The sequence below is a fragment of the Synechococcus sp. H55.7 genome, from assembly GCF_047462395.1.
Taxonomy (GTDB): domain Bacteria; phylum Cyanobacteriota; class Cyanobacteriia; order Thermostichales; family Thermostichaceae; genus Thermostichus.
In genome coordinates this window covers 1-19,485 of sequence record NZ_JANSJD010000021.1, presented here as the reverse complement: position 1 = coordinate 19,485, position 19,485 = coordinate 1, and the positions used below count along the sequence as shown (strand labels likewise).

16 protein-coding genes and 1 tRNA gene are annotated in these 19,485 nt (G+C 61.0%); 8 read left to right on the top strand and 9 right to left on the bottom strand.

What is annotated here, in order from left to right; genetic code table 11:
• The first annotated feature begins 200 nt into the window (after positions 1-200).
• Positions 201-2,042: a transglutaminase domain-containing protein gene (locus tag NW851_RS10620; protein ID WP_414334110.1), complete on the top strand. Its 1,842-nt coding sequence runs from the start codon at positions 201-203 to the stop codon at positions 2,040-2,042.
• Positions 2,043-2,292: 250 nt separating this feature from the next.
• Here NW851_RS10620 and NW851_RS10615 read toward each other — a convergent pair whose 3' ends face one another.
• Positions 2,293-3,357: a Gfo/Idh/MocA family oxidoreductase gene (locus NW851_RS10615; protein ID WP_414334108.1), complete on the bottom strand. Its 1,065-nt coding sequence runs from the start codon at positions 3,355-3,357 to the stop codon at positions 2,293-2,295.
• 110 nt (positions 3,358-3,467) lie between these two features.
• A complete protein-coding gene (locus tag NW851_RS10610; RefSeq protein ID WP_414334107.1) occupies positions 3,468-5,096 on the bottom strand; it encodes a phospholipid carrier-dependent glycosyltransferase in 1,629 nt (542 codons plus the stop codon).
• A gap of 177 nt (positions 5,097-5,273) precedes the next feature.
• Here NW851_RS10610 and ilvB point away from each other — a divergent pair, with 177 nt between their 5' ends.
• The gene (ilvB, locus tag NW851_RS10605) at positions 5,274-7,100 is read left to right on the top strand and encodes a biosynthetic-type acetolactate synthase large subunit (protein ID WP_414338424.1); all 1,827 of its coding nucleotides are present in this window, start codon (positions 5,274-5,276) and stop codon (positions 7,098-7,100) included.
• A 207-nt stretch (positions 7,101-7,307) separates the two neighbouring features.
• Here ilvB and NW851_RS10600 read toward each other — a convergent pair.
• The 4 genes from NW851_RS10600 to NW851_RS10585 all read right to left on the bottom strand — a co-directional run bounded on the left by NW851_RS10600 (position 7,308) and on the right by NW851_RS10585 (position 10,312).
• Positions 7,308-7,381, bottom strand: a tRNA-Met gene (locus NW851_RS10600).
• A gap of 186 nt (positions 7,382-7,567) precedes the next feature.
• Complete coding sequence (locus NW851_RS10595; RefSeq protein ID WP_414338370.1) at positions 7,568-8,773, bottom strand: RNA-guided endonuclease InsQ/TnpB family protein; 1,206 nt, start codon at positions 8,771-8,773, stop codon at positions 7,568-7,570.
• 64 nt (positions 8,774-8,837) lie between these two features.
• Positions 8,838-9,164 carry an XdhC family protein gene (locus NW851_RS10590; RefSeq protein ID WP_414338368.1) on the bottom strand — a complete coding sequence of 109 codons (327 nt, stop codon included), beginning with the start codon at positions 9,162-9,164 and terminating at the stop codon, positions 8,838-8,840.
• Positions 9,161-10,312: a serine hydrolase domain-containing protein gene (locus tag NW851_RS10585; protein ID WP_414336081.1), complete on the bottom strand. Its 1,152-nt coding sequence runs from the start codon at positions 10,310-10,312 to the stop codon at positions 9,161-9,163. The genes NW851_RS10590 and NW851_RS10585 overlap by 4 nt, the downstream gene beginning before the upstream one ends.
• Positions 10,313-10,436: 124 nt before the next feature.
• On the opposite strand from NW851_RS10585, the gene NW851_RS10580 reads away from it, so the two are divergent.
• Together NW851_RS10580 and NW851_RS10575 are read left to right on the top strand one after the other, a co-directional pair.
• Entirely contained in the window at positions 10,437-11,402 is a 966-nt protein-coding gene (locus tag NW851_RS10580; RefSeq protein WP_414336079.1) for a LysR family transcriptional regulator, read from the top strand.
• Between the two features lie 29 nt (positions 11,403-11,431).
• Entirely contained in the window at positions 11,432-12,463 is a 1,032-nt protein-coding gene (locus tag NW851_RS10575; protein WP_414338364.1) for an anthranilate phosphoribosyltransferase family protein, read from the top strand.
• Positions 12,464-12,662: 199 nt separating this feature from the next.
• Here the strand turns inward: NW851_RS10575 and NW851_RS10570 are convergent, their stop codons facing one another.
• Positions 12,663-13,940: a DUF4912 domain-containing protein gene (locus NW851_RS10570; protein ID WP_414336173.1), complete on the bottom strand. Its 1,278-nt coding sequence runs from the start codon at positions 13,938-13,940 to the stop codon at positions 12,663-12,665.
• A 156-nt stretch (positions 13,941-14,096) separates the two neighbouring features.
• Positions 14,097-14,237: a hypothetical protein gene (locus NW851_RS10565; RefSeq protein ID WP_414338361.1), complete on the bottom strand. Its 141-nt coding sequence runs from the start codon at positions 14,235-14,237 to the stop codon at positions 14,097-14,099.
• A gap of 131 nt (positions 14,238-14,368) precedes the next feature.
• Between NW851_RS10565 and NW851_RS10560 the strand changes: the two genes are divergently transcribed.
• The 3 genes from NW851_RS10560 to NW851_RS10550 all read left to right on the top strand — a co-directional run bounded on the left by NW851_RS10560 (position 14,369) and on the right by NW851_RS10550 (position 17,601).
• Positions 14,369-15,172, top strand: a complete 804-nt coding sequence (locus NW851_RS10560) for a hypothetical protein (RefSeq protein WP_414338359.1) — start codon at positions 14,369-14,371, stop codon at positions 15,170-15,172.
• A gap of 112 nt (positions 15,173-15,284) precedes the next feature.
• On the top strand, positions 15,285-16,403 hold the full coding sequence (locus NW851_RS10555; RefSeq protein ID WP_414338357.1) for a glycosyltransferase family 9 protein: 1,119 nt from the start codon (positions 15,285-15,287) through the stop codon (positions 16,401-16,403).
• 298 nt (positions 16,404-16,701) lie between these two features.
• Positions 16,702-17,601 (top strand): DMT family transporter, encoded by a 900-nt coding sequence (locus NW851_RS10550; RefSeq protein ID WP_414336121.1) that lies wholly within the window; start codon positions 16,702-16,704, stop codon positions 17,599-17,601.
• A gap of 6 nt (positions 17,602-17,607) precedes the next feature.
• Here NW851_RS10550 and NW851_RS10545 read toward each other — a convergent pair whose 3' ends face one another.
• Positions 17,608-18,735: an iron-containing alcohol dehydrogenase family protein gene (locus tag NW851_RS10545; RefSeq protein WP_414338354.1), complete on the bottom strand. Its 1,128-nt coding sequence runs from the start codon at positions 18,733-18,735 to the stop codon at positions 17,608-17,610.
• Positions 18,736-18,906: 171 nt separating this feature from the next.
• Between NW851_RS10545 and NW851_RS10540 the strand changes: the two genes are divergently transcribed.
• A complete protein-coding gene (locus NW851_RS10540; protein ID WP_414336125.1) occupies positions 18,907-19,332 on the top strand; it encodes a TerB family tellurite resistance protein in 426 nt (141 codons plus the stop codon).
• The last annotated feature ends 153 nt before the right edge of the window (positions 19,333-19,485 follow it).

The window sequence follows — 19,485 nt, the reverse complement described above, 5'->3', positions numbered from 1 at the left end:
CTTGCTGATAACAAAATGCTTGTCATCGTAGCATTCTCTGTCCCCGGCAGGACTGGCAGACAACACAAACGGCCAGGGATCCCTTGGGGTGGAGCCAAAAGGGAGCACATCCTACAATGTTGGCAGTCGTACTGGCCTGGGCCTGTTGCCAATGTAGATTGCGTGAGCAGGCTGGCCTCTTCGCAGGCAAGGAAGCCTCCATGGTTGCCATCCACTCGGCAAGCGATCTGGATGCTCAGAAAAATCCGGATTCCACGGTATCCCAGCCCGCTTGGTGGCCCCTCTCTGGGCGGCCACAGGCAACTGCAGCTCCTCTACAACCCCTGGGGTTGGTCGCTCTGGAAGGCTTGGCCACCTGGGGAGAGCGCCTGTTGGGCCTGGATCGGGTGAGGGGCTATTTAGTAGAAATCCAGGAGCACAACACCCTGCTGCTCAACCCCCATCACGTCCATTCTTTCCAAGGTGCTTATGGTTTGTGGATAGAGTCAGAGGGGGAGCAAGCTTGGATCTGGCTGGCCGCGCCAGCGGGACAGAGTCGTGGCCGGGAGCAGGAGGGGCAAATCTTGCGCATTCCCATGGCCGCACTGCAGCAACCGGGATCCCTGGAAGCCTTTCAAGTGTGCGGGTGCCCCTGCCCCATCGAAGGGATCGCCCTTTGGATCGATCCCCACACAGGCAGCCGCCACCTCTATGCCACCTGCTACAAACGGGAAAAGCTCCTGCACCTGGATCCCGGTCGTGGGCTCATTGTGCAGGAGATGCCCGCCCCTGGGATTGGCCGAGAACAGATTGCGGTACAGGGAGACTACCTTTGGGTGAGCGATCGGGTGGAAGAGACGATCTACGTGCTGGAGCGCCAGACCGGGCGGGAATTGGCCCGCATCCTCACCCCTTCTCCTGGGCCGACCGGCTTGGCCCATTGGCGGGGACAACTCTGGGTGGCCTACGCCCACGAAGAAGCCTATATCCACGACAACCCCAACGCTCCGGATCCCTTGTCGGTGGCCTTGCGCAACAAAACCTGGGTGGCCCCCCTGCGCCTGCGGCCCTTGGATCCCCCCCCAGACCCCCCTTGGGTCAGCAGCAGCAAGTCCACGGATCCCGCCATTGCTTGTTCGGTGGTTTTTCAGCCCCAGCGCCTGGGGGAGCGCGCCACCTACACCCTTTCCCACGGCTACCGGGTGGAGCTGACCTATATGGAAGAAATTGCCCAAGAAGAGCCGCGCGCCCTGCCCGATTTGGTCTGGCGGATTGCCTTGCCCTGCAACAGCCCTCGCCAACGGGTGCGCAGCCTCCACTGGGTAGGCCTGCCGTTTGAGCTGGAGGAGCAAGCCGGCCAACAGGTGGCGGTGTTTTCGCTGGGATCCCTGGGGGCCGATGAGGTGCGCCTCTTTGGCTGGCGGGCGGTGCTGGATCTCTACAGCATCAAGTACTGCATCGATCCGCTGGATGTAGAAGAGGCCGCCGTGCCCCCGGATCTGCGGGATCGCTACTTGGTGGACGATGATTACCTGGCTATGGACACTGCGATTGTCCGGGAGGCGGCGCGGCGGGCCGTCGGCAGCGAGACCAACCTGCTGCGCAAAATGCTTAACATTCGCGCCTATGTCTACGACAAGCTTTCCTACCGGGTCACCTCCCGCATCGACCCGCCGGATGAGGTTTTGCGGCGTGGCTCCGGTTCCTGCGGCGAATATGTGGGGGTGCTGCTGGCCTTGGCCCGCCTCAATGGGATCCCCTGCCGCACGGTGGGGCGCTACAAGTGTCCTCCCCACCCCGAACTGAAAGGGATCCCGCTGTTTCCCCAATACAACCACGTGTGGATCGAGTTTTACCTGCCCGGTTGGGGTTGGGTGCCGATGGAGTCAAACCCCGACGATCGGGGGGAGCGCCCCTATCCGCAGCGCTACTTTATGGGCCTGCCCTGGACCCATGCCGAGATCGCCAAAGGGATCCCGTTTGAGACGATCAACACCGATCAAGCCTCGATTGGAGAGCTAGCCATTAACCATGTGCAATTTCGCATCTTAGAAGAAATTTGAAACGGAGAACGCGCATGGACCGAGCTGCCACGTTTCACATCTTCAGGTTTGGCCCTCATGCCTGAGGATGGCAAGCGCTCTGAGGGGATCGACTGCGAGGCCGCCTAAGTGCTCTGCGGCAGCCACCCCCGCCCCCTCTCCCAAAGGGAGAGGGAAGTTGGAGCAGCGCGTTCTCGACAGCGTTGCCCAGCAATAACGACGTAACGAACTGTTTTATTGCTACTTGAAATGACTTTGTTGGTGGGATGGACTAAGATAAAAGGCTGCGGCGGGGCTTGGCTTCGCTCCAGGCACATCCGTCCAGAGCAATCCGCTCTACCTCCGAGGCCAGCTTTAAAGCCTTCAGAGCCTGCTCCCCACCCACAGAGGGCTGATTGCCCCCGCGCACACAGTTAATGAAGTGCTCCAGCTCGGCATGGAGCTTGTCGATATTGTCGGTGTGGACTTTCTCAATCAAGCAATCCCGCTGGTAGGGCATCTGTCCGTAGTCGCTGCTGCTGCTGGCGGATCCCTGGCGATAGATGGAGATCTCGTTGTGCAAAAAATCCGCTTCTACCAAGGCATTTTTGCAGTGGACAGCAATTCTGCGCACCTTGCGGTGGGTGACCTTGCTGGCGGTGAGGGTAGCAATGACGCCGTTGGCAAAAGTGAGGGTGGCGGTGACGTAGTCGAGGTAGCCCAACTTAGAGGCGCGGTTGCCGCTGGCGGTAATTTGGGTCACAGGAGACGGGATCAGCTCCAACAACAGGTCGATGTCGTGGATCATCAGGTCAAACACCACCGACACGTCGCTGGCGCGGTCGGAATAGGGGCTGAGGCGGTGGGCCTCAAAAGCCAGCGGCTCCTCGCTTTGCAAGACTTGGCCCAGCTTCTGGAAAACGGGACTGAAGCGCTCGATGTGCCCCACCTGCAAAATACAGTTGCAATCGGCAGCTCGGTTCACCAGCGATTCTGCTTCGCTGATGCTGGCGGCGATGGGCTTTTCGATCAGCACATGGACGCCGGCCTCTAGGCAGGCCATGCCCACCTCGTGGTGGAGAACCGTTGGTACGGCGATGGCCACGGCAGCTACGTGGGGCAGCAGATCGCGGTAGTCCTCATAGAAATGAACGCGGTGGCGGCTGGCCACATCCAATCCCCGTTCCACATTGATATCGGCTACCCCCACGACCCGCACATCCTTCATCAAGCTGAACACGCGAGTGTGGTGCTGGCCCATGTTGCCGACCCCGATTACCCCAACCGGGACAGCTTGCCCTGTATAGGCCGGTGGACGGCGGGGAGAGTTGGCAGGACTCGGGCAGGATCGGTCCATGACGTTTCCACATACCTCCACCACAAGGGTTTCGCGAACCATACCCTATTTTTTGGTAACAGCGGGCAGCATTTCACGAAACGAACTTCACAAAGCTTACCATGCCTTTCTCAAATCCAGTTCAAGCCAGGGATGGGCGACAGGCGTAGGGGTGCTCGCTCACAGGCCTGGGGGCTAAAGCAAAAGAGCGGGGTCGGCGTGGGGCGAAACCACATGCGGGCGTAAAATCCGCCGGGACTGAGGGGAAGGCCAAACCAAAGCGGGGAAAAAAAAAGAAAAGATGCCAAAACCAAGGCTACTGCCGTGATACTCGTCCCGCGCCAGAAGCGGCGATAACTCTGCCAGCCCAGCAGCACCAGCCAGGCCAGGGCCAGAGTGCTAAAGGCCAGAGCGCTCATGTAGTGGTAAATAAAAACACAGCGGCTAACTCGAAACCAGGGCAGGTAATTGGCCGCGTAGCCGATCAAAATGAAGGCTTCCAGGCCGTGGAAGCGACGGATCCCCCGCCAGACGAGCACCAAGATGGATCCCGTCCCCAGCCACCACAGCCAGGGATTGCCCAGGCCATGAACCGCTCGCCACAGGTCGCCCTGACTGCTGAAGTAGTAGGCCACGGGACGGCCCAGGATCGGCCAGGACCAGGCCCCCGCCGAAGCCAAGGGCGTGGTCAGCCAAGGACGCAAGACGGGGAACCAAGCCACCAGGGATCGCAAGCTGGTGGAGCAGTAGGGGTGAACAGGGGTGTTTTCATCCACCACGAGATCGGCATGCAGGTGCCCGCCGTAAACGGATTGGTTGATGAGCACCAGGGATCGGAAATAATTCTGGATGCCCGTCCAGCTCCAATCCAGGGTTAGCCCCTGCTGCGGGTTGAGCTGCAGATGGGGGATCCACTGGATGGCATAAAAGGCCAGCGGGGCGAGGACGAAGCAGAACGCATAGTGCCACCAGCGCAGATGGCGGATTTGGATCAAAATGCCCAATCGTGGGATCCACTGCGGGCGCAGCCAGATCACCCCCCAGACGAGGATCCCCAGCAGGGCAAACATGAAGGCAAACCAGAGGCCATTCCACTTCACCGCAGCTGCCGCTCCCAACAGGATCCCAGAGCCGGCAAAGTGGACGGCCCGTTGCCAACCTTGGCGCTCCAGACCGCTCAGCAGCAGAATGGTGGCCGCCAGCCCAAAGGCCACCAGATACACGTTGATCAGGCCAAAGCGGGATTCCACCAGAAACACTCCATCCGTGAGCAGCAGGCTCCCGCTCAACAGGGCAAAGCCCACGTGGTAAGTGAGGCGGTAGGCCAAGCCCGTCAGCAACAAGGGGATCAGGGATCCACAAAAAGCGGTAGCGAAGCGGAACCCCCACTCATTGCGGCCAAACACCTGAATGCTGAGGGCAATGAAGTATTTCCCGAGGGGGGGATGCACATCATAGAAAGGCTCGCCGTCGAGATAATTTTGAGCAAACTTGGGGAAATACACCTCGTCGAACACCGGAGCCGGAAACTCGTCCAGCCGCCACAGGCGCAACCCCAGGCCCACCAGAAAGATCCCCAGCGCCCCCCATAGCAGCCACCGCCGCGATCCCTCTGACCCGACGCCGGACAAAGCAGGAGCAACAGTCTCTACCTCAGCAGAAGAAGTGCCAGCGGCCCGCCTACCACCCGGCAGCAGCTCGTCTCTTTCCGACCTTGCCAGCTCTGGATCGCTGGGAGAAGGAGTTGGTTTGGAAGTCATGGGCAGCAGCAAACAAGACGACGATGGGGATCCCCAGTGTTACTTTAGCCGACCGTGAAAATCTGAGCGATTTGAGAGCAAACCGCTGCTAGACTGTGGAGTTGAATACAAATACCAAAGTTGGCCAACTTCTGGCCGCTTTGCCTACGCCGGCTCTCCTGAGAGTGGGCGCTTGACATCCGGTCATCTCAGTGGGGAGAAGACATCGTGGCAACGGGTGGATATGCGTTGGTGGACAGCCTGCACCGGCACGGGGTGCAGCACATCTTTGGCTATCCGGGGGGAGCCATCCTCCCCGTCTACGACGAGCTCTACAAAGCCGAATCTCAGGGGCTGCTCAAACATTTTCTAGTTCGCCACGAACAGGCCGCGGCCCATGCTGCCGATGGCTACGCCCGCGCCACCGGCAAGGTGGGGGTGTGCTTCGCCACCTCGGGGCCAGGGGCGACCAACCTGGTGACAGGCATCGCCAACGCCATGATGGACTCTGTGCCCATGGTGGTGATCACCGGCCAGGTGCCCCGCCATTTGATCGGTACCGACGGCTTTCAGGAGACCGACATCTTTGGCATCACCCTGCCCATCGTCAAGCACTCCTACGTGGTGCGGGATCCGCGCCAAATGTCTCGGATTGTGGCCGAGGCTTTTCACATTGCCGGCACCGGGCGGCCAGGGCCGGTGCTGATCGACATTCCCAAAGATGTGGGCCTGGAAGAGTTCGACTACCAGCCGGTTAGCGAAGTCAACATCCCCGGCTACCGGCCCACGGTGCGGGGCAACCCGCGCCAGATCCACGCGGCGGCCAAGCTGATTTTGCAGGCCAAGCGTCCCCTGCTCTACGTGGGCGGCGGGGCCATCATCTCCGGGGCCCATGCGGAGATTGCCGAGCTGGCCCACACCTATCAGATCCCGGTGACCACCACCCTCATGGGCAAGGGGGCCTTCGATGAGAACGATCCCCTCTCGGTGGGGATGCTGGGCATGCACGGCACTGCCTACGCCAACTTTGCCGTTACCGAGTGCGACCTGCTGATTGCAGTGGGGGCCCGCTTCGACGACCGCGTAACCGGCAAGCTGGACGAATTTGCCAAGCACGCCAAGGTGATCCACATCGACATTGACCCGGCAGAGGTGGGCAAAAACCGCGCTCCGGACGTGCCGATTGTGGGAGATGTGCGCACCGTTTTGGTGGAGCTGTTGGCGCAACTGAGCAAAATGCCCCACACCCCTGGCCAGACGCAGGCTTGGCTGGAGCGGATCGAGCGCTGGAAGCAGGACTACCCCCTGCAGGTGCCCCGCTATGAGGGTGTGATCGCCCCGCAGCAGGTGATCGATGCGTTTCGTCGCCACGCTCCCCATGCCTACTACACCACCGATGTCGGCCAGCACCAGATGTGGGCGGCGCAGTTTTTGCGCAACGGGCCGCGCCAGTGGATCTCCAGTTCTGGCCTGGGCACCATGGGCTACGGCTTCCCGGCGGCCATGGGGGTCAAAGTGGCCTTGCCTCATGCCGAGGTGATCTGCATCAGCGGCGATGCCAGCTTTCAGATGAACATGCAGGAGCTGGGCACGGTGGCCCAGTACGGCATTGCCACCAAGGTGGCCATCATCAACAATGGCTGGCAGGGCATGGTGCGCCAGTGGCAGCAGGCCTTCCACGGCGAGCGCTACTCCCACTCGGATATGGCTCCGGGCATGCCGGATTTTGTCAAGCTGGCCGAAGCCTTTGGCGTCAAGGGCATGCGCGTCGATCACCCCGATCAAGTGGACGATGCCATCCAGGAGATGCTGCGCCACGAGGGGCCGGTGCTGGCCGATTTTGTGGTCAAGCGGGATGAGAACTGCTACCCGATGGTGCCTGCCGGCAAAGCCAACTACCAGATGATTGGGCTGCCGGAAAAGCGGCAACTGGAACAGGCCGCCGAGCTCATCTACTGCCCCAATTGCGGCGCCAAAAACCCCAGCCTGCACAAGTTCTGCGCCGAGTGCGGCACCAAGCTTTAGAGCCGGCGGGCCTGGCCATTGGGTCGAGGAGGGTGGGATCCCTCTGAGAAGGGCCGCCGTTGTTTAACCGCCGCCTTTCGTGGTCATTATCAAAATCAAATCAAATATCAGGCTGATCCCTGACCTCTGGAAGAGAGCCTAGAGGTGGTGGCACAGAGTACTTACCAGGCCCACTGCGCTTGAGCCTATCAAGCAAGAGATTACGTATAGCGGGGACTGGATTTGAACCAGTGACCTTCGGGTTATGAGCCCGACGAGCTACCAGGCTGCTCTACCCCGCGCTGTTTTTCTAGCTTAGCCCCTCCAGCAGTCAGCCGGCAAGCCTACACCTCGGGAGACTGGGTACCGGACTGCGTGGGAACTCCCCGGCCAAGCTGTGGGAGTGTCAACCGAGTTTCGCCGTTTTGGGTGGGTATTGGCTTCAGGGATCCCCGTCACACTTGGATAAGCTGGACGGTGAGGGTAAACTACCCGACTCCGACCGCTAAGCGGTACGGAGCGGGCTTTCCGTAGCCCTGCAGTTGGCAAGCCAACCACGGGCCTCTAGGCCGGTTTACAGCGACCCCCAAAAGCGCAATCACGTTGGCACCGTTCAAATCTGCATCCCCTTCCCAACCGCAGACCGGGTTCACACAGCGAAAATGCTTCCCTTCCCGTTGCCCAAGCCACAAACACTGATGGCAGGTCTGCGAGCTGTAGGCAGGTGGCACCACCACCACCTTCACCCCTGCTCTGGCTGCCTTGTAGTGCACAAACTGCCGCAACTGGTAGAACGCCCAACTATTGGCCCGCCGCCGCTCTCTCTTGCTGCGCGGCTGTTGGTTGACTCGTTCACGGATCCCGGTCAGGTCTTCCAAGGCAATAAAGCTGCGGGTGGCCTGTGCCCTAGAAACAATGGACTTGGAGATGCGGTGGTTCACCCAAGCTTGAAAACGTCTCTCCCGACCAGACAGCCGTTGCAGCAGCTCCCGACACCTGCGCCGAGTGCTGCGTGTGCCCATACTGGCCTTGCGTTGCAGAGCCGCTCTCAAGCGGGAGTAGTGGTCTCTGACCTGGTTCAACTGCTGTCCATTCCAGTGGTCTCCTTCTGTTCGCGTCAGCGGGACGGAGTCCTTGGTATGGGCAATATCTCTCCTACCCAAGTCCACACCAATCGCCTCGGTGGTGTCTCGTGGCTCCGGTGGGTCCTGCTCCACGCCAATTTGGATGTAGTAAAAACCGTCTTGGCGTTTGACCAACGTGGCTGCTTTGGGATGAGAACCCGCCAGCATGCCGCGCTGGTAGTTACCTATATCCAGCTCAAAGCGTTCGCGTCCCTCAACGGTGGTCAGCGACACCGTCCAGTCCCTCTCCCGGAAAGAGAAGATGCGGGCATCGTAGGTCACAAAGCCAGACTTGAACGCTTTGACCGGACGATTCTTTTGCTGGGCAACCTTGCGGGCAGCGGCCAACCTTCTGCACACCTGTTGTGCCAGGTTGCTGGATAGCCCAAAGCGGGTACGAATTGCGCGGTAGCAGAGCGATTGAAGCTTGACTGGGTTGACCACCTTCTCTGGTGTGTTTTGGTTGACCCAGTTGAGTGCTTGTGCAAAAGCCGATAAGGTTGCCTCTAGCTTCACGGCTTGCGAAGCAGATACCTTGAGCTTGCAGGAGATGGTTAAAACTTGGGTCATGTTGCAATCATACGTCGTCCGCATTTCTCCCGACCCTGACCCCACGGCGGGGCTCCTGCGGTTTCTAGCTGAAGGCGGTCTTGGGGATCCCTTCCTGGGCCAGAGTTTGCAGGACGGCTTGCACCTGCTTGCGGCTACCGATCATCCCCAAGTAATGGGGGCCGGAGTGATAAATGGCCCGTAGGGTTTGGCCATCGAGGTTGTAGCTGCGGGTGAGAAGAGCAATGTAGAGCTGCGGGATCCTCTGCAGATCGGGGATAAGCTGGGCAAAGGGCTGTGGGTACAGCCGCTCGGCATCGGGAAAGCGCTGAGGGGTTACCCAGTCCGGGCGGTCGTCCTGAACCCAAATGCGAAAGCCAGCCAGATAGGCGATACAAAGATCGAAGATCAAGCCAGTCCTCTCAGAATGGCCTGATGGAAGGCAACCCGAAAAGCCTGGAACCCGTTCTCCTGCCGACCGTGATAGACGGCGTTGGTGAGCAGGGCCACCACCAGTTCCCGCTCTGGATCGATCCACAGGGAGGTTCCGGTGAAGCCGGTGTGGCCGAAGGCGCCGGGGCTGAACGGGTAGCTGCTGGCCAAGGGATCCGCAGAGCGTAAGGCAAACCCCAAGCCTCGACGTTCGCGACCGCGCTGCGGAGCATTTGGCTGAGGCAACTGCTCGCGGGTCATTTCCCGCACCGTCTGCGGCTGCAGTAGGGATCCCGTCAAAAAACTCTCTCCGAAGGCGGCCACCTCCTCTGCCGTAGCGAACAGCCCGGCATGGCCGGCGATCCCGCCCAGGCGGGCGGCATTTTCGTCGTGAACCTGCCCCTGCAAACGGCGCCTTCTCCAGGGGCACAGCTCGGTGGGCGCGCAAGGGACAGAGGCAAGGGGTGGATGGAAGGGATCCCCCGGACAAAACCGGGTTTGGCTCAGGCTCAGAGGCCGCAAGACCTGGGCGTGCAAGATCTGATCCAGGCTGGCCCCGCTCAGACGTTCCAAAGCCAGGCCCAGCAAGATCAATCCCAGATCGCTGTAGACCACACGGGATCCCGGCTTGTAGGAAAAAAAAGTGTGCAGGGCCATGTGCCGGGCCGATGCGGCGTCGGGCTGTCGAAAAAGGGGTCGCCAGGCGGGCAAGCCGGCGGTGTGGGCTAGCAACTGCCGCACCGTCACCTGCCCTGCCGGGATCAGCTCGCCTTCGATTTCCGGTTCCACAGCAATCCATTTCCCCGGCTGCAGAGGATCCTCATAGGGGGCAATGGGGCGGGATCCCTGAAACTCCGGCAACAGGAGACTGACCGGCTGATCCAACTGCAACGCTCCAGCTTCCACCAAGACCATGCAGGCGGTGGCGGTGTAGAGCTTGGTCAGGGAGGCCAGGTCAAAACAGATGGCCAAGGTTGTCGGTTGGCACCGGGTCTCAGGGTCAAGATAGCCTGCCGCCCTTGAGTAAATACACTTTCCCCGGTGGCGAATGGCCACCTGGGCAGCGGGGAAAAGGCGCGGGACGGCGGAGTTGAGCAGCTCCGTCAGCAAGGCCGGATCCCAACTCATCTGCTTCGTCTCCCCCTGGCTTGGGGATCCTCAAGCCAACAACTGGTAACGGCGTTTACAAAAGCCTACCGTTTCCCTGGCTAGGATGCCACCGTGGCTGGTTACATTGCCCAAGGGATCCCGAATGCGGCTGGAGTTGTTGCAAGCCTTTTTGAACGTGGTGGAGACGGGCAGCTTTTTGGCCGCTGCTCGCCTCAGGGGTCTGACCCAATCGGCCATCAGTCGCCAGATCCAGGCTCTGGAAGAGGCCGTGGGCGCCCCGCTGTTGCATCGCAAAAACCCGGTGGCCCCAACTGTGGCGGGAGAACGGCTTTTGCCCCATGCCCGTCGCATCTGTCAGGAATGGCAGCGGGCTCAGGAGAGCCTTCGAGAATGGCTGCAGGGCCAGCAGACCGAACTCTGCATTGCTGGGATCCATTCCCTGATTGCCCATCAACTGCCGCCCGTGCTGCAACAGTTTTGTCAAGAGCACCCAGAGGTGCAGTTGCGGGTCACGGCTCTGGGCAGCGACCGCGCCTTGAAGGTGCTCAGGGATGGGCTGGTGGATGTGGCCCTGGTCATGGACAATCCCCTGATGACGCGGGGGGCAGAACTGGTGGTGGAGCCGCTGTATTCCGAGCCGATTCAGGTGTTGATGCCCTCCACCCATCCCCTCAGCCGCTACGAGCAGATCCCCTGGAAGGCGCTGGCCGAGTATCCTCAGGCTGTCTTCAAGGATGGCTACGCCATGCGCTCCTTGGTGGGATCCCATCTGGCCCGGCAGGGGCTCCCTCTCAAAGCAGCCCTGGAACTGAACACCCTAGATGCCTTTCGGGGAGTGGTGCGACAGGGGCAGTTGATCGCTCTCCTGCCGGAGTCGGCCCTGGTGGACTGCTGCGCCGATCCGGAGTTGCAGGTGCGGCCCACCGAGCCTCCCCTGTTGAGGCGGCAGGTGGTGATGGTCACCACCAGCGATCGCTACCAGATTCCGCCCATTCGCCGGTTTTTGCAGTTGGCCGCCCAGCTCATCAGGCAGCCCGAGGTTGAGCCCGCTTCCGGCACAGATCCCCACATCCCTCAGCCATCTGCCAGGTTGTTGTCAGTATCCTGAGTAGCCCAGCCCTCCTGATCGCCGATGCTATGAGCCAAGAGTTTCGCGAGCTGTTGAAAAAAATCGGCAGCGGCACCCATACTCACCAAGATCTCAGCCGAGCCGAAGCGGCCAGCGCTGCTCGCATGCTCTTGCGGGGGGAAGCCACTCCCGCCCAGATCGGAGCTTTTTTAATTGCCCACCGCATCAAGCGCCCCACCGCCGAAGAGCTGGCCGGTATGTTGGATGCCTACGCAGAATACGGCCCTCTTCTGCCCCAACGGGATTTGCCCCATCCTTTGATTATCTTTGGCCATCCCTACGATGGCCGCTCGCGGACTGCGCCGCTGGGGGTGCTGGTGGCTTTGCTGTTGGCCGCGGCAGGGGCAGCCGTTTTGCTGCATGGCTCCGGCTTTTGTCCCACCAAGTATGGTCTACCTTTGGAGGTCGTCTGGCGCCTCTTGGGGGTCGATTGGCGGGGGCTATCCCTGGGGCAGGTGGGGCAACTGCTGGAACAAACCGGGTTGGGATTTTTGTATTTGCCCACCTGTTTTCCCCAAGCCCAGGCCCTGATGGACTACCGGGATCAAATCGGCAAACGCCCCCCCTTGGCCACCTTGGAGCTGGTCTGGGCGCCCTACCAAGGCCCCTTTCACCTGGTGGCGGGCTATGTGCACCCGCCCACCGAGGCCACGCTGCTGGAGCTGTTTGCCCTGCGGCAGATCGGGCAATTTACCACCGTCAAGGGTTTGGAAGGCAGTTGCGACCTGCCGCGAGAACGAGCAGCTATCCTGAACCAGGGCGGGCAACGGCTGCTCCTGAAGGCTCGCGATTGCCACTTGGCAGGCCCAGAGATCCCTCTTGCCGGCGAAAAAGAGCTGCAGCAGCAGATGCAGCAGGTGCTCAGCGGCGATCCTTGTCAACTCACCCCAGCCGTTCTCTGGAATGGGGGCAGCTATCTGTGGCTCCTCGGCCATTCTCCCTCTTTGCAGGAAGGGATCCAACAGGCGCAAGACCTGCTTTGCTCTGGACAGGTGATGAAGAAGCTGAAACAACTGGCCCAGTTGATCGACCGCTCCTAGGGCCGGGATCCCTTGTTTCATAAGTTCACAAACTGGATTGAGGCACCCCCAGCCCCTCTCCCTGAGGGATCCCCTCACCCCCAGCCCCTCTCCCTGAGGGAGAGGGGAGTTGGGTTGCATCACCGGTTAAATAACTCTCACTCGGCAACAAAAAGCCCCCGGCCAGCTCCAGGGGGCAAGCAACGAAAAGTTGGATCCTCTAGGGCAACAACTCCTCGATGGCCTCCTCCTTGGTGTTGGTGCGGCGGGAGAGGGTGCGGCGGTCGAAGGTCATGTGGATCTCCCGATTTTGCTCGCCGTCGGCAGCCACAGCAAAGATGGGGAAGTCGATGTTGCCATCGGGGAAAGCCATGTGGAAACGGAAGGTGCCATCGGGGTTGAGCTGGATCTTGCGCCCGGCGATGGTGACGGTGGCATCCGGCTCCGTGGCCCCGTAGACGATCAGCTCGGCATCAGCCACCAGCCAGAACTTGCGGGAGCGCCGCGGCAGGACTTCGGAAGCGCCGGAGAACAGCCCCAGGCCCGATCCGGAAGCCATCCAGGGAGCAGCAGGCACTTCGGCCATAGCCATCCCCATCATACCCACACCCGAGGGGATAATGAACGAGCTGATGGCCTGCTCCGGCACCAGTTGACGGCTGCCCATTTGGTGGCTGCCAAACAGGGATCCCGCCACCCGCATTGCCTCGAAGCCGCCCACCATATCCAGGAAGGGATCCGCCGTCGCCTCCCGCTGTGGCTCATCGCCTTTGTAGGCCACCACGCCCATGCCGGTGGCGCTGCGCTTGTAGGGCTCGGTGAGCTGGTAGAGGGTGCGGCCCTGCAGTGCCACGTCGAAGGGCACCGTCAGGAAGTGCTCTTCAAACCAGTCGGAAGGATAAACCGGGGGCACCATCACCGCTGCCGAGCGGGCCAACATCAGCCAGCGGCCATCTGCCGTCCGGTAGCCGATCTCCACCAAATAGGAGCGGTCGCTCACCGGGATCGGCAAGTACCATTCCCGCGCCAGCTCGTCGCAGGGGTACTCCTGCATGCTGTGGGCCGGTTGGCGGTCGAAATCAATATCTGTCACATCGTACAGACGCAGCGCCAACTGTTGGCCGCCCTCGCGGCGCTTGCTCTCCTTGGCTTCGTTGGGCACATCCCAATAGGCGTAGGCCCACTGGGGATCCCGCGGTAGCAGGACAATGCGGCTTTCGCCATAGCCGTCGGGCAGATCCCCCAGCCCCTTGTCTACATCGGCCAGATCCGGCTTGCTAGCTACTTGGCCGACATACTTCGTCCCGGTAACCGACTCTTGCCCGCTGGGCTCCGGCATCGCATCGGTGGGGCAGCCAGTTTTGGCTTGGGCTTCTCGAATGGCCTCGATAAGCTGGTCTTTGGTCATACGGCTGTACTTGGGGATCTGATAGCGGGCAGCTTCTTCTCGCAACTGCCGGATGGTCATTTCTTCCAACGGGATCCGCTCTGGTGGCATGGTCAGGGTCTCCTGTCTTCGACAACTCAGGCTTTGTGCAATGCTCCAGCTTCTAACCCAAAGGCCGATCCCAGCTTGTGGCTCAGTACAGCCTTGAACCTACTGGCGTGACGGCCTGCTTTGCACTCTCCAACCCCTGATGATTCCAGGTCGGGATCAACGGGGATCACAAAGAATGATGAACACATGTTTGCGTATTTTTGCCTGGCGGTCAAGAGCTTGGGGATCGCTGGGGATCAACGCCTGGCTTTCCCAGCCATCTTGAGCCAGGGATCCCGCCCCACGAGGGAAAAACATCGACCGCTGCTCTCCAGCCAAAGGGAGGACTGCGCGGGATCCCCTACCGAACCGGCCCTGCCTGGGTAGCATGGGGGAAGGGTGGGCGGCTGCAGAGCAAACCACAGGTTTTCAGGCCGTGAGGTGGGGGCATGAGGTGGTGGAAAGATAGAACTCAAGGCGCAGGGATCCGAGCGATCTTGGCAGCGCTGGGGATCCTGGTCTGGCCGGGGGAAGCTGTCGAAGCACAAACCCTGTTTCCTCCCCTTTACCGCCTGCAAGGGGGATCCCCTGCCCCAGCGGTTGAGAAACAACCCTTCCCGGAAGAAACGCCCTGGCGCCCGGTTACTCCCGACCAGGTAGAAGTAGAGTCGGCGTTTTCTAGCGAGAACACAAGCTTGGAAGGGCCGATTTTCGATTTGGACTTGTTGCGCCAGTTCGGCAGCGGGGGCGGTGGCTCGGGTTCTGGACAGGGAGAAGTGATCGGGCCTGGCGGGGGGCGCGGCTCCAGCCCTGGCTCGGGGGTGGGCACAGGCCAGGGGCCAGGGGGGGGAGCTGGCCTCGAAGCAGGATCCCAGCGGCAAACCCCGCAGGTAACAGGGCTGATCGTGGATGCCCGCGGCCTGGATTTTCTCCCTAGCCAATCGATGCGCCTTTTGGATCCCGACGGCAACCCAGTTTACCCGCCCCTCAACCTTGGCCAGGATCTCAATGCTGCCTTTGTGGGCAGCGAGGGCACTGCCGCCTATACCACCTCAGAAGAGCAGGCCCGCTGGCTGGTCAACCGCATTGGGGAACGGCCCCACCGCATCCGCGCCATGCGCACCCTAGGCTACGACCTGGTGATCTCCGCCGAAGACGCCTTCAACCTGCGCCAGATGAACGCCAGCAATGGCTTTCTGGATCGCTTTGCCGTGGTGGTCATCTGGGATGGCAGCCAGGCCAGCCGGCCCTGAAGTCTGGCCCAGGGATCCCGGCGCTGGCCTCGAAGGGGATCTGGGGATGTTAGCCTAGCAAACGTGCTCCGCGCCGCCGACGCAAACGGCTTTTTCTGGGGATCCCAACCCTATGCAACGGTTTGCCAACCAGCCCCTGCGGGAACGACCCCATCTAGCGGTATTTTCTTCCAGCAAGGTGGGCAACTTTGTGGTCACCATCCCCCTCCTGCGGGGCCTCAAGGAAAAATACCCCGGCTGTGTGCTGGATTTTTTTGGCAGCGAGATTACGCGCGACTTTGAGCTCCACTGCCCCTACATCGACTTTAGTTTCCCCCTCTACAGCCGCCGCCCCGATTACCTCGAGGCCCTAACAGCAGCAGTGCGGGATCGTGTGGCCCAGGCCGGGCCCTACGATCTGGCCATCAACTGCGACGAGTTCAGCGAGCTCAACCTGGTGGCGGTGACGGCCCTGCGACCCCAGTACATTGCCGGCGCCGGCCTGACCTTGGATTTTCGCCGCAAGCTGGATCCCGGCCCCGACCCGGTGCAGCGCCTGCTCCAGGACGACGACTGGAACAGCCTGGAGTTTTTGCAGCGCTACAAAGACATCCTCACTAGCAACTACATTGCCGAGATCTTCTGCCGCCTGGCTTATGTGGAAACAGATTTTTTCCGCCTGGAGCTGCCCAGCCGGGATCCCGACTTTCCCGTGCCGGAAGTTCTGGTGCACATCACCACCACCCGCCGCGCCAAGATGTGGCCCTTGGAGCACTGGCGCCAGGTGATCCAGTGGTGCCAGGGCCAGGGCCTGCAGGTGGGGCTAATTGGCAGTGCCCCCGAGCTGCAGCGATCCCTCTACCACGGCGGCGGCGAAGATGAGCTGCTGGCGCAAACGGGGATGATCGACCTGCGGGGCAAAACCAGCTTGATCGAATTGGCCGGGGCCCTGAAGCGGGCGCGGCTCTGTATCTCCGTGGACGCGGGGCCGATGCACATTGCGGCGGCCGTGGGCTGCCCCACCATTGCCCTGTTTGGCAACGATGCCGATGGCGATGGAGCTAGCCCGGTGCGGCTGTGGGCACCTCGCCTGCCCCACGTTTACGTTACCCAAACTTCCTATAAATGCCGGGTCTGCGTGGAAAACAAGTTCAAAAACGAAGCCTGCCTGGTGGAGGGCCACCCCTGCATGGCCCACCTCCGGCCAGAAACAGTCATCGGCTACCTGCAGGAGATTCTAAAGAAGACCTAGGACTTCCAGCCGATCTCTTCCCTCACCCCCATCCCCTCTCCCTTTGGGAGAGGGGAGCTACAGAGCGAGGGGACAACTGTTGTTCATGGCTATTCGAGATGGCCATAGCTCCCAGGGATCCCCGTCTTTTTCCCTGCTGACCAGGGGGGTGGCAGAGAGGGCCCAGGAGCGCCGGTCGGATCCCTGACAGTCCGCTTAGGCTGAGAGTTCGAGGCTGAAAACTCTGTGCCTAAACCGTTTGGGTGTGAGCTGTAACGTTGAGAACGCGCAAGTGGGCCGGTTTGCGGAGGGGGGCCAAATGAGAGCCTGGCAAGGGGTTGCCCTGAAGCTGCTGGCCACCTTTTGCTTTGCCTGTTTGGGGGCGATCATCCGGCTCAACACGCCCGCCCTGCACCCTTTTGAAATTGTGTTCTTGCGCAACCTATTTGGGTTACTTGCCCTGGTGCCACTGCTTTTGCGAGCAGGGATCCACTCTCTGCGCACCGCCAAGATGGGCTTCTACCTCCTGCGCTCGGCAATCAGCACCTTGGGGATGCTGCTTTCCTTCTGGGCAGCCAGCCTGTTGCCTTTGGCGGAAGCAACGGCGCTGAGCTTTGTCCAGCTTTTGTTTGCCAGCCTCATGGCGGTCTGGGTGTTGGGCGAACAGATGCGCCCCTCCCGCTGGCTGGGATTGGGCCTGGCGTTTGCCGGGGCCTTGGTGATGCTAAGGCCGGGCTTTCGGGAGCTCTCTTTAGGGACAGGGCTAGCTTTGGCGGCGGCAGCCCTCTTTGCCTGGGTAACCATTGTGCTCAAGATCCTCGCCCGCACCGAGTCCAGCCTCACGATCACCGCCTACATGGGCCTGTTGCAGACTCCCCTTTCCTTCTTGGCTGCTGTTTGGGTTTGGAGCTGGCCTTCGCCGGAGCAGTGGCTGTGGATGGCAACCATGGGGCTGCTGGGCAGCCTGGGCCAGGTGGCCCTCACCCAAGCCTACAAGCTGGCCGAGGTGACCATGCTGCTGCCTCTTGATTTTTTCCGCCTCCTCTGGGCTAGCCTGATCGGGTTCTGGGTGTTTGCCGAGATCCCGGATGGGTGGACTTGGATGGGCGGAGCCTTGGTCTTGGCAGGCGCCACCTCTGGGGCCTACAGGGAAGCCCGGCTGCAGAGGGCCCAAACCCCGGCCTGGACTGGCAAAGTTGGAAAGCGGGAAGATCTCTAGGCCAGCCTAGAGCCGCGGCAGAACGGGACTGGAGCTGGTCAAGTCGGTGGTGGTGAGGGCCACCAGCAGGGCTTCCGGGCTGACGGGGAAGGGCAGATGGTGAATATCGGATCCCGGCTGGCAGGCCACTTGGGCAGCCTGCAGCAGCTCAGCGGATTCCAGGTGATCCAGGTGGAGATCCCGCAAGTTGAGGGGCAGCCCCACCTGGCGGTAGAACTCCAGCAGCTGGGTGCGGGCGGCCAGCGCCAACTGGCTTCCCTGCAGGATCTCCTCTAGGCGAAGCTGGGCCAAGATGCCAAAAGCCACTTTCTCGCCGTGCAGGGTGGCCCGGTGCCCCAACAGATGGGTAAGGCCGTTGTGGACAGCATGGGCGGCCACGGTGCGACACTTGGCCCCTCCCATGCCGCCGACGATCCCCGCTAGGCAAATGCAGGCGTCCACCACCTGCCTCCAAGCAGTCCCACCTGGCTCCCGCAGGGCCGCCACCGATTTTTGCAAGAGCAAATCCCGTAAGACGCGGGCCTGCTGCACAGCGCCGATCACCAGGGCATCTTCTGAACTGCCGCTGCTCACAGAAGACTCGTACCACTTGGCCAAGGCATCTCCGATCCCGGCCACCAGAGTGCATGCTGGTGCTTGCAGAATCAAGTCATAGTCCAGGATCAAAGCAGCGGGAGCCTGATCTAGGGCCACATCCCGCTGAAAAGCTCCGGCCTCCGAGTAGATGTTGGACAGGGCGCTCCAGGCGGCACAGGTGGCAGCAGAGGTGGGCACCGTCGCCACCGGGATCCCCAACCGATGGGCCACCAACTTGGCCGTATCCAACGCCTTGCCGCCCCCCACCCCCAAAATGCCGGTTACGGATTCTGCTGTGGCCAGAGCCTGGAGACGAGCCAGCTCCGATTCGCTGCAATCGACGCCATAGGTGCTCCAGTAGACCTGAACGGCGGGATCCCGCTCCAGATTGCGCTTCAGGGGCAGTTCAGCCACAGCTAGCGATCGCTCCCCCCCGATCACCAACACGCGGGATCCCAGGATCGTCAGAGGTACGGCCTCGAGGATGCCGCTGCCGCGGTACAGCCGGCCTGGGGCCGGAATGGCCAGATCCCATTTGCAAGAAGAGGCGCTCAGCATTGCCAGAAAGGGGAGAGAAATCAGCTCAGTGTTTGTGAATACAGAACATGATCTTAGCGGCAAATCCTAGAGGTCTGGCTCGCCGCAGGGCTATAGTTAGGGCTAAGTTAGCGTCAACCTTCTCTGGCGCTCACCCAGCAGGGCAACGGTGCCGTTTAGCAACAAGGGATCATGAACCCGACGACCCAGCATCAGCTCATACTCAAAATTGTGGCCGGCTCCGCTTGGGCCGATGGGCATTTGGAACCCCAGGAACTGGCCTACTTGGGATCCCTGCTGCGCCGCTATGGTTTGGAGCACGATACCGAGCTGCGAGAACTGATCCAAAAGCCCATCCCGATGGAACAAACCGAGCGCTGGATGGCCGATTATCTTGCTCAGGCCAGTGAAACCGAGCGCTTACAACTTTTGGGAGCAATTGGCAACCTGATGATGGCTGACGACACAGTCTCTCCAGAAGAGCACACCCTCTTGGATGACTACCACACCCTCATGGCAGGGATCCCACCTCGTCCAGAATCGGCGCCCAATCTGGTGAAGGGTGTGGGGCAATTTTTCCGCCGCGTGGCCAAGGCTGTGAGGGGAGAGGCTTCCTAACACATTTTGACCACACCATCTGGGGAGCGGCGCAGGGAAAAGTTTGATTAACGTAAGGTGCGGAATTCCCCACCCGGGTGGGGATGGATAGCACCCTCTGACTGATTCTGGATGTATTGCTTCACAATTTCTAGGGAGCAAATCATGCCAAAG

Bases quoted from the DNA above. Each gene is read 5' to 3' on its own strand.
- NW851_RS10560 (WP_414338359.1), top strand. From the start codon at position 14,369: ATGAGGTGGTGGAAAGATAGAACTCAAGGCGCAGGGATCCGAGCGATC.
- NW851_RS10580 (WP_414336079.1), top strand. From the start codon at position 10,437: ATGCGGCTGGAGTTGTTGCAAGCCTTTTTGAACGTGGTGGAGACGGGC.
- NW851_RS10585 (WP_414336081.1), bottom strand. From the start codon at position 10,312: ATGAGTTGGGATCCGGCCTTGCTGACGGAGCTGCTCAACTCCGCCGTC.
- NW851_RS10595 (WP_414338370.1), bottom strand. From the start codon at position 8,773: ATGACCCAAGTTTTAACCATCTCCTGCAAGCTCAAGGTATCTGCTTCG.
- NW851_RS10620 (WP_414334110.1), top strand. From the start codon at position 201: ATGGTTGCCATCCACTCGGCAAGCGATCTGGATGCTCAGAAAAATCCG.
- NW851_RS10575 (WP_414338364.1), top strand. From the start codon at position 11,432: ATGAGCCAAGAGTTTCGCGAGCTGTTGAAAAAAATCGGCAGCGGCACC.
- NW851_RS10615 (WP_414334108.1), bottom strand. From the start codon at position 3,357: ATGGACCGATCCTGCCCGAGTCCTGCCAACTCTCCCCGCCGTCCACCG.
- NW851_RS10565 (WP_414338361.1), bottom strand. From the start codon at position 14,237: ATGTTTTTCCCTCGTGGGGCGGGATCCCTGGCTCAAGATGGCTGGGAA.
- NW851_RS10570 (WP_414336173.1), bottom strand. From the start codon at position 13,940: ATGCCACCAGAGCGGATCCCGTTGGAAGAAATGACCATCCGGCAGTTG.
- NW851_RS10555 (WP_414338357.1), top strand. From the start codon at position 15,285: ATGCAACGGTTTGCCAACCAGCCCCTGCGGGAACGACCCCATCTAGCG.
- NW851_RS10540 (WP_414336125.1), top strand. From the start codon at position 18,907: ATGAACCCGACGACCCAGCATCAGCTCATACTCAAAATTGTGGCCGGC.
- NW851_RS10550 (WP_414336121.1), top strand. From the start codon at position 16,702: ATGAGAGCCTGGCAAGGGGTTGCCCTGAAGCTGCTGGCCACCTTTTGC.
- NW851_RS10610 (WP_414334107.1), bottom strand. From the start codon at position 5,096: ATGACTTCCAAACCAACTCCTTCTCCCAGCGATCCAGAGCTGGCAAGG.
- NW851_RS10545 (WP_414338354.1), bottom strand. From the start codon at position 18,735: ATGCTGAGCGCCTCTTCTTGCAAATGGGATCTGGCCATTCCGGCCCCA.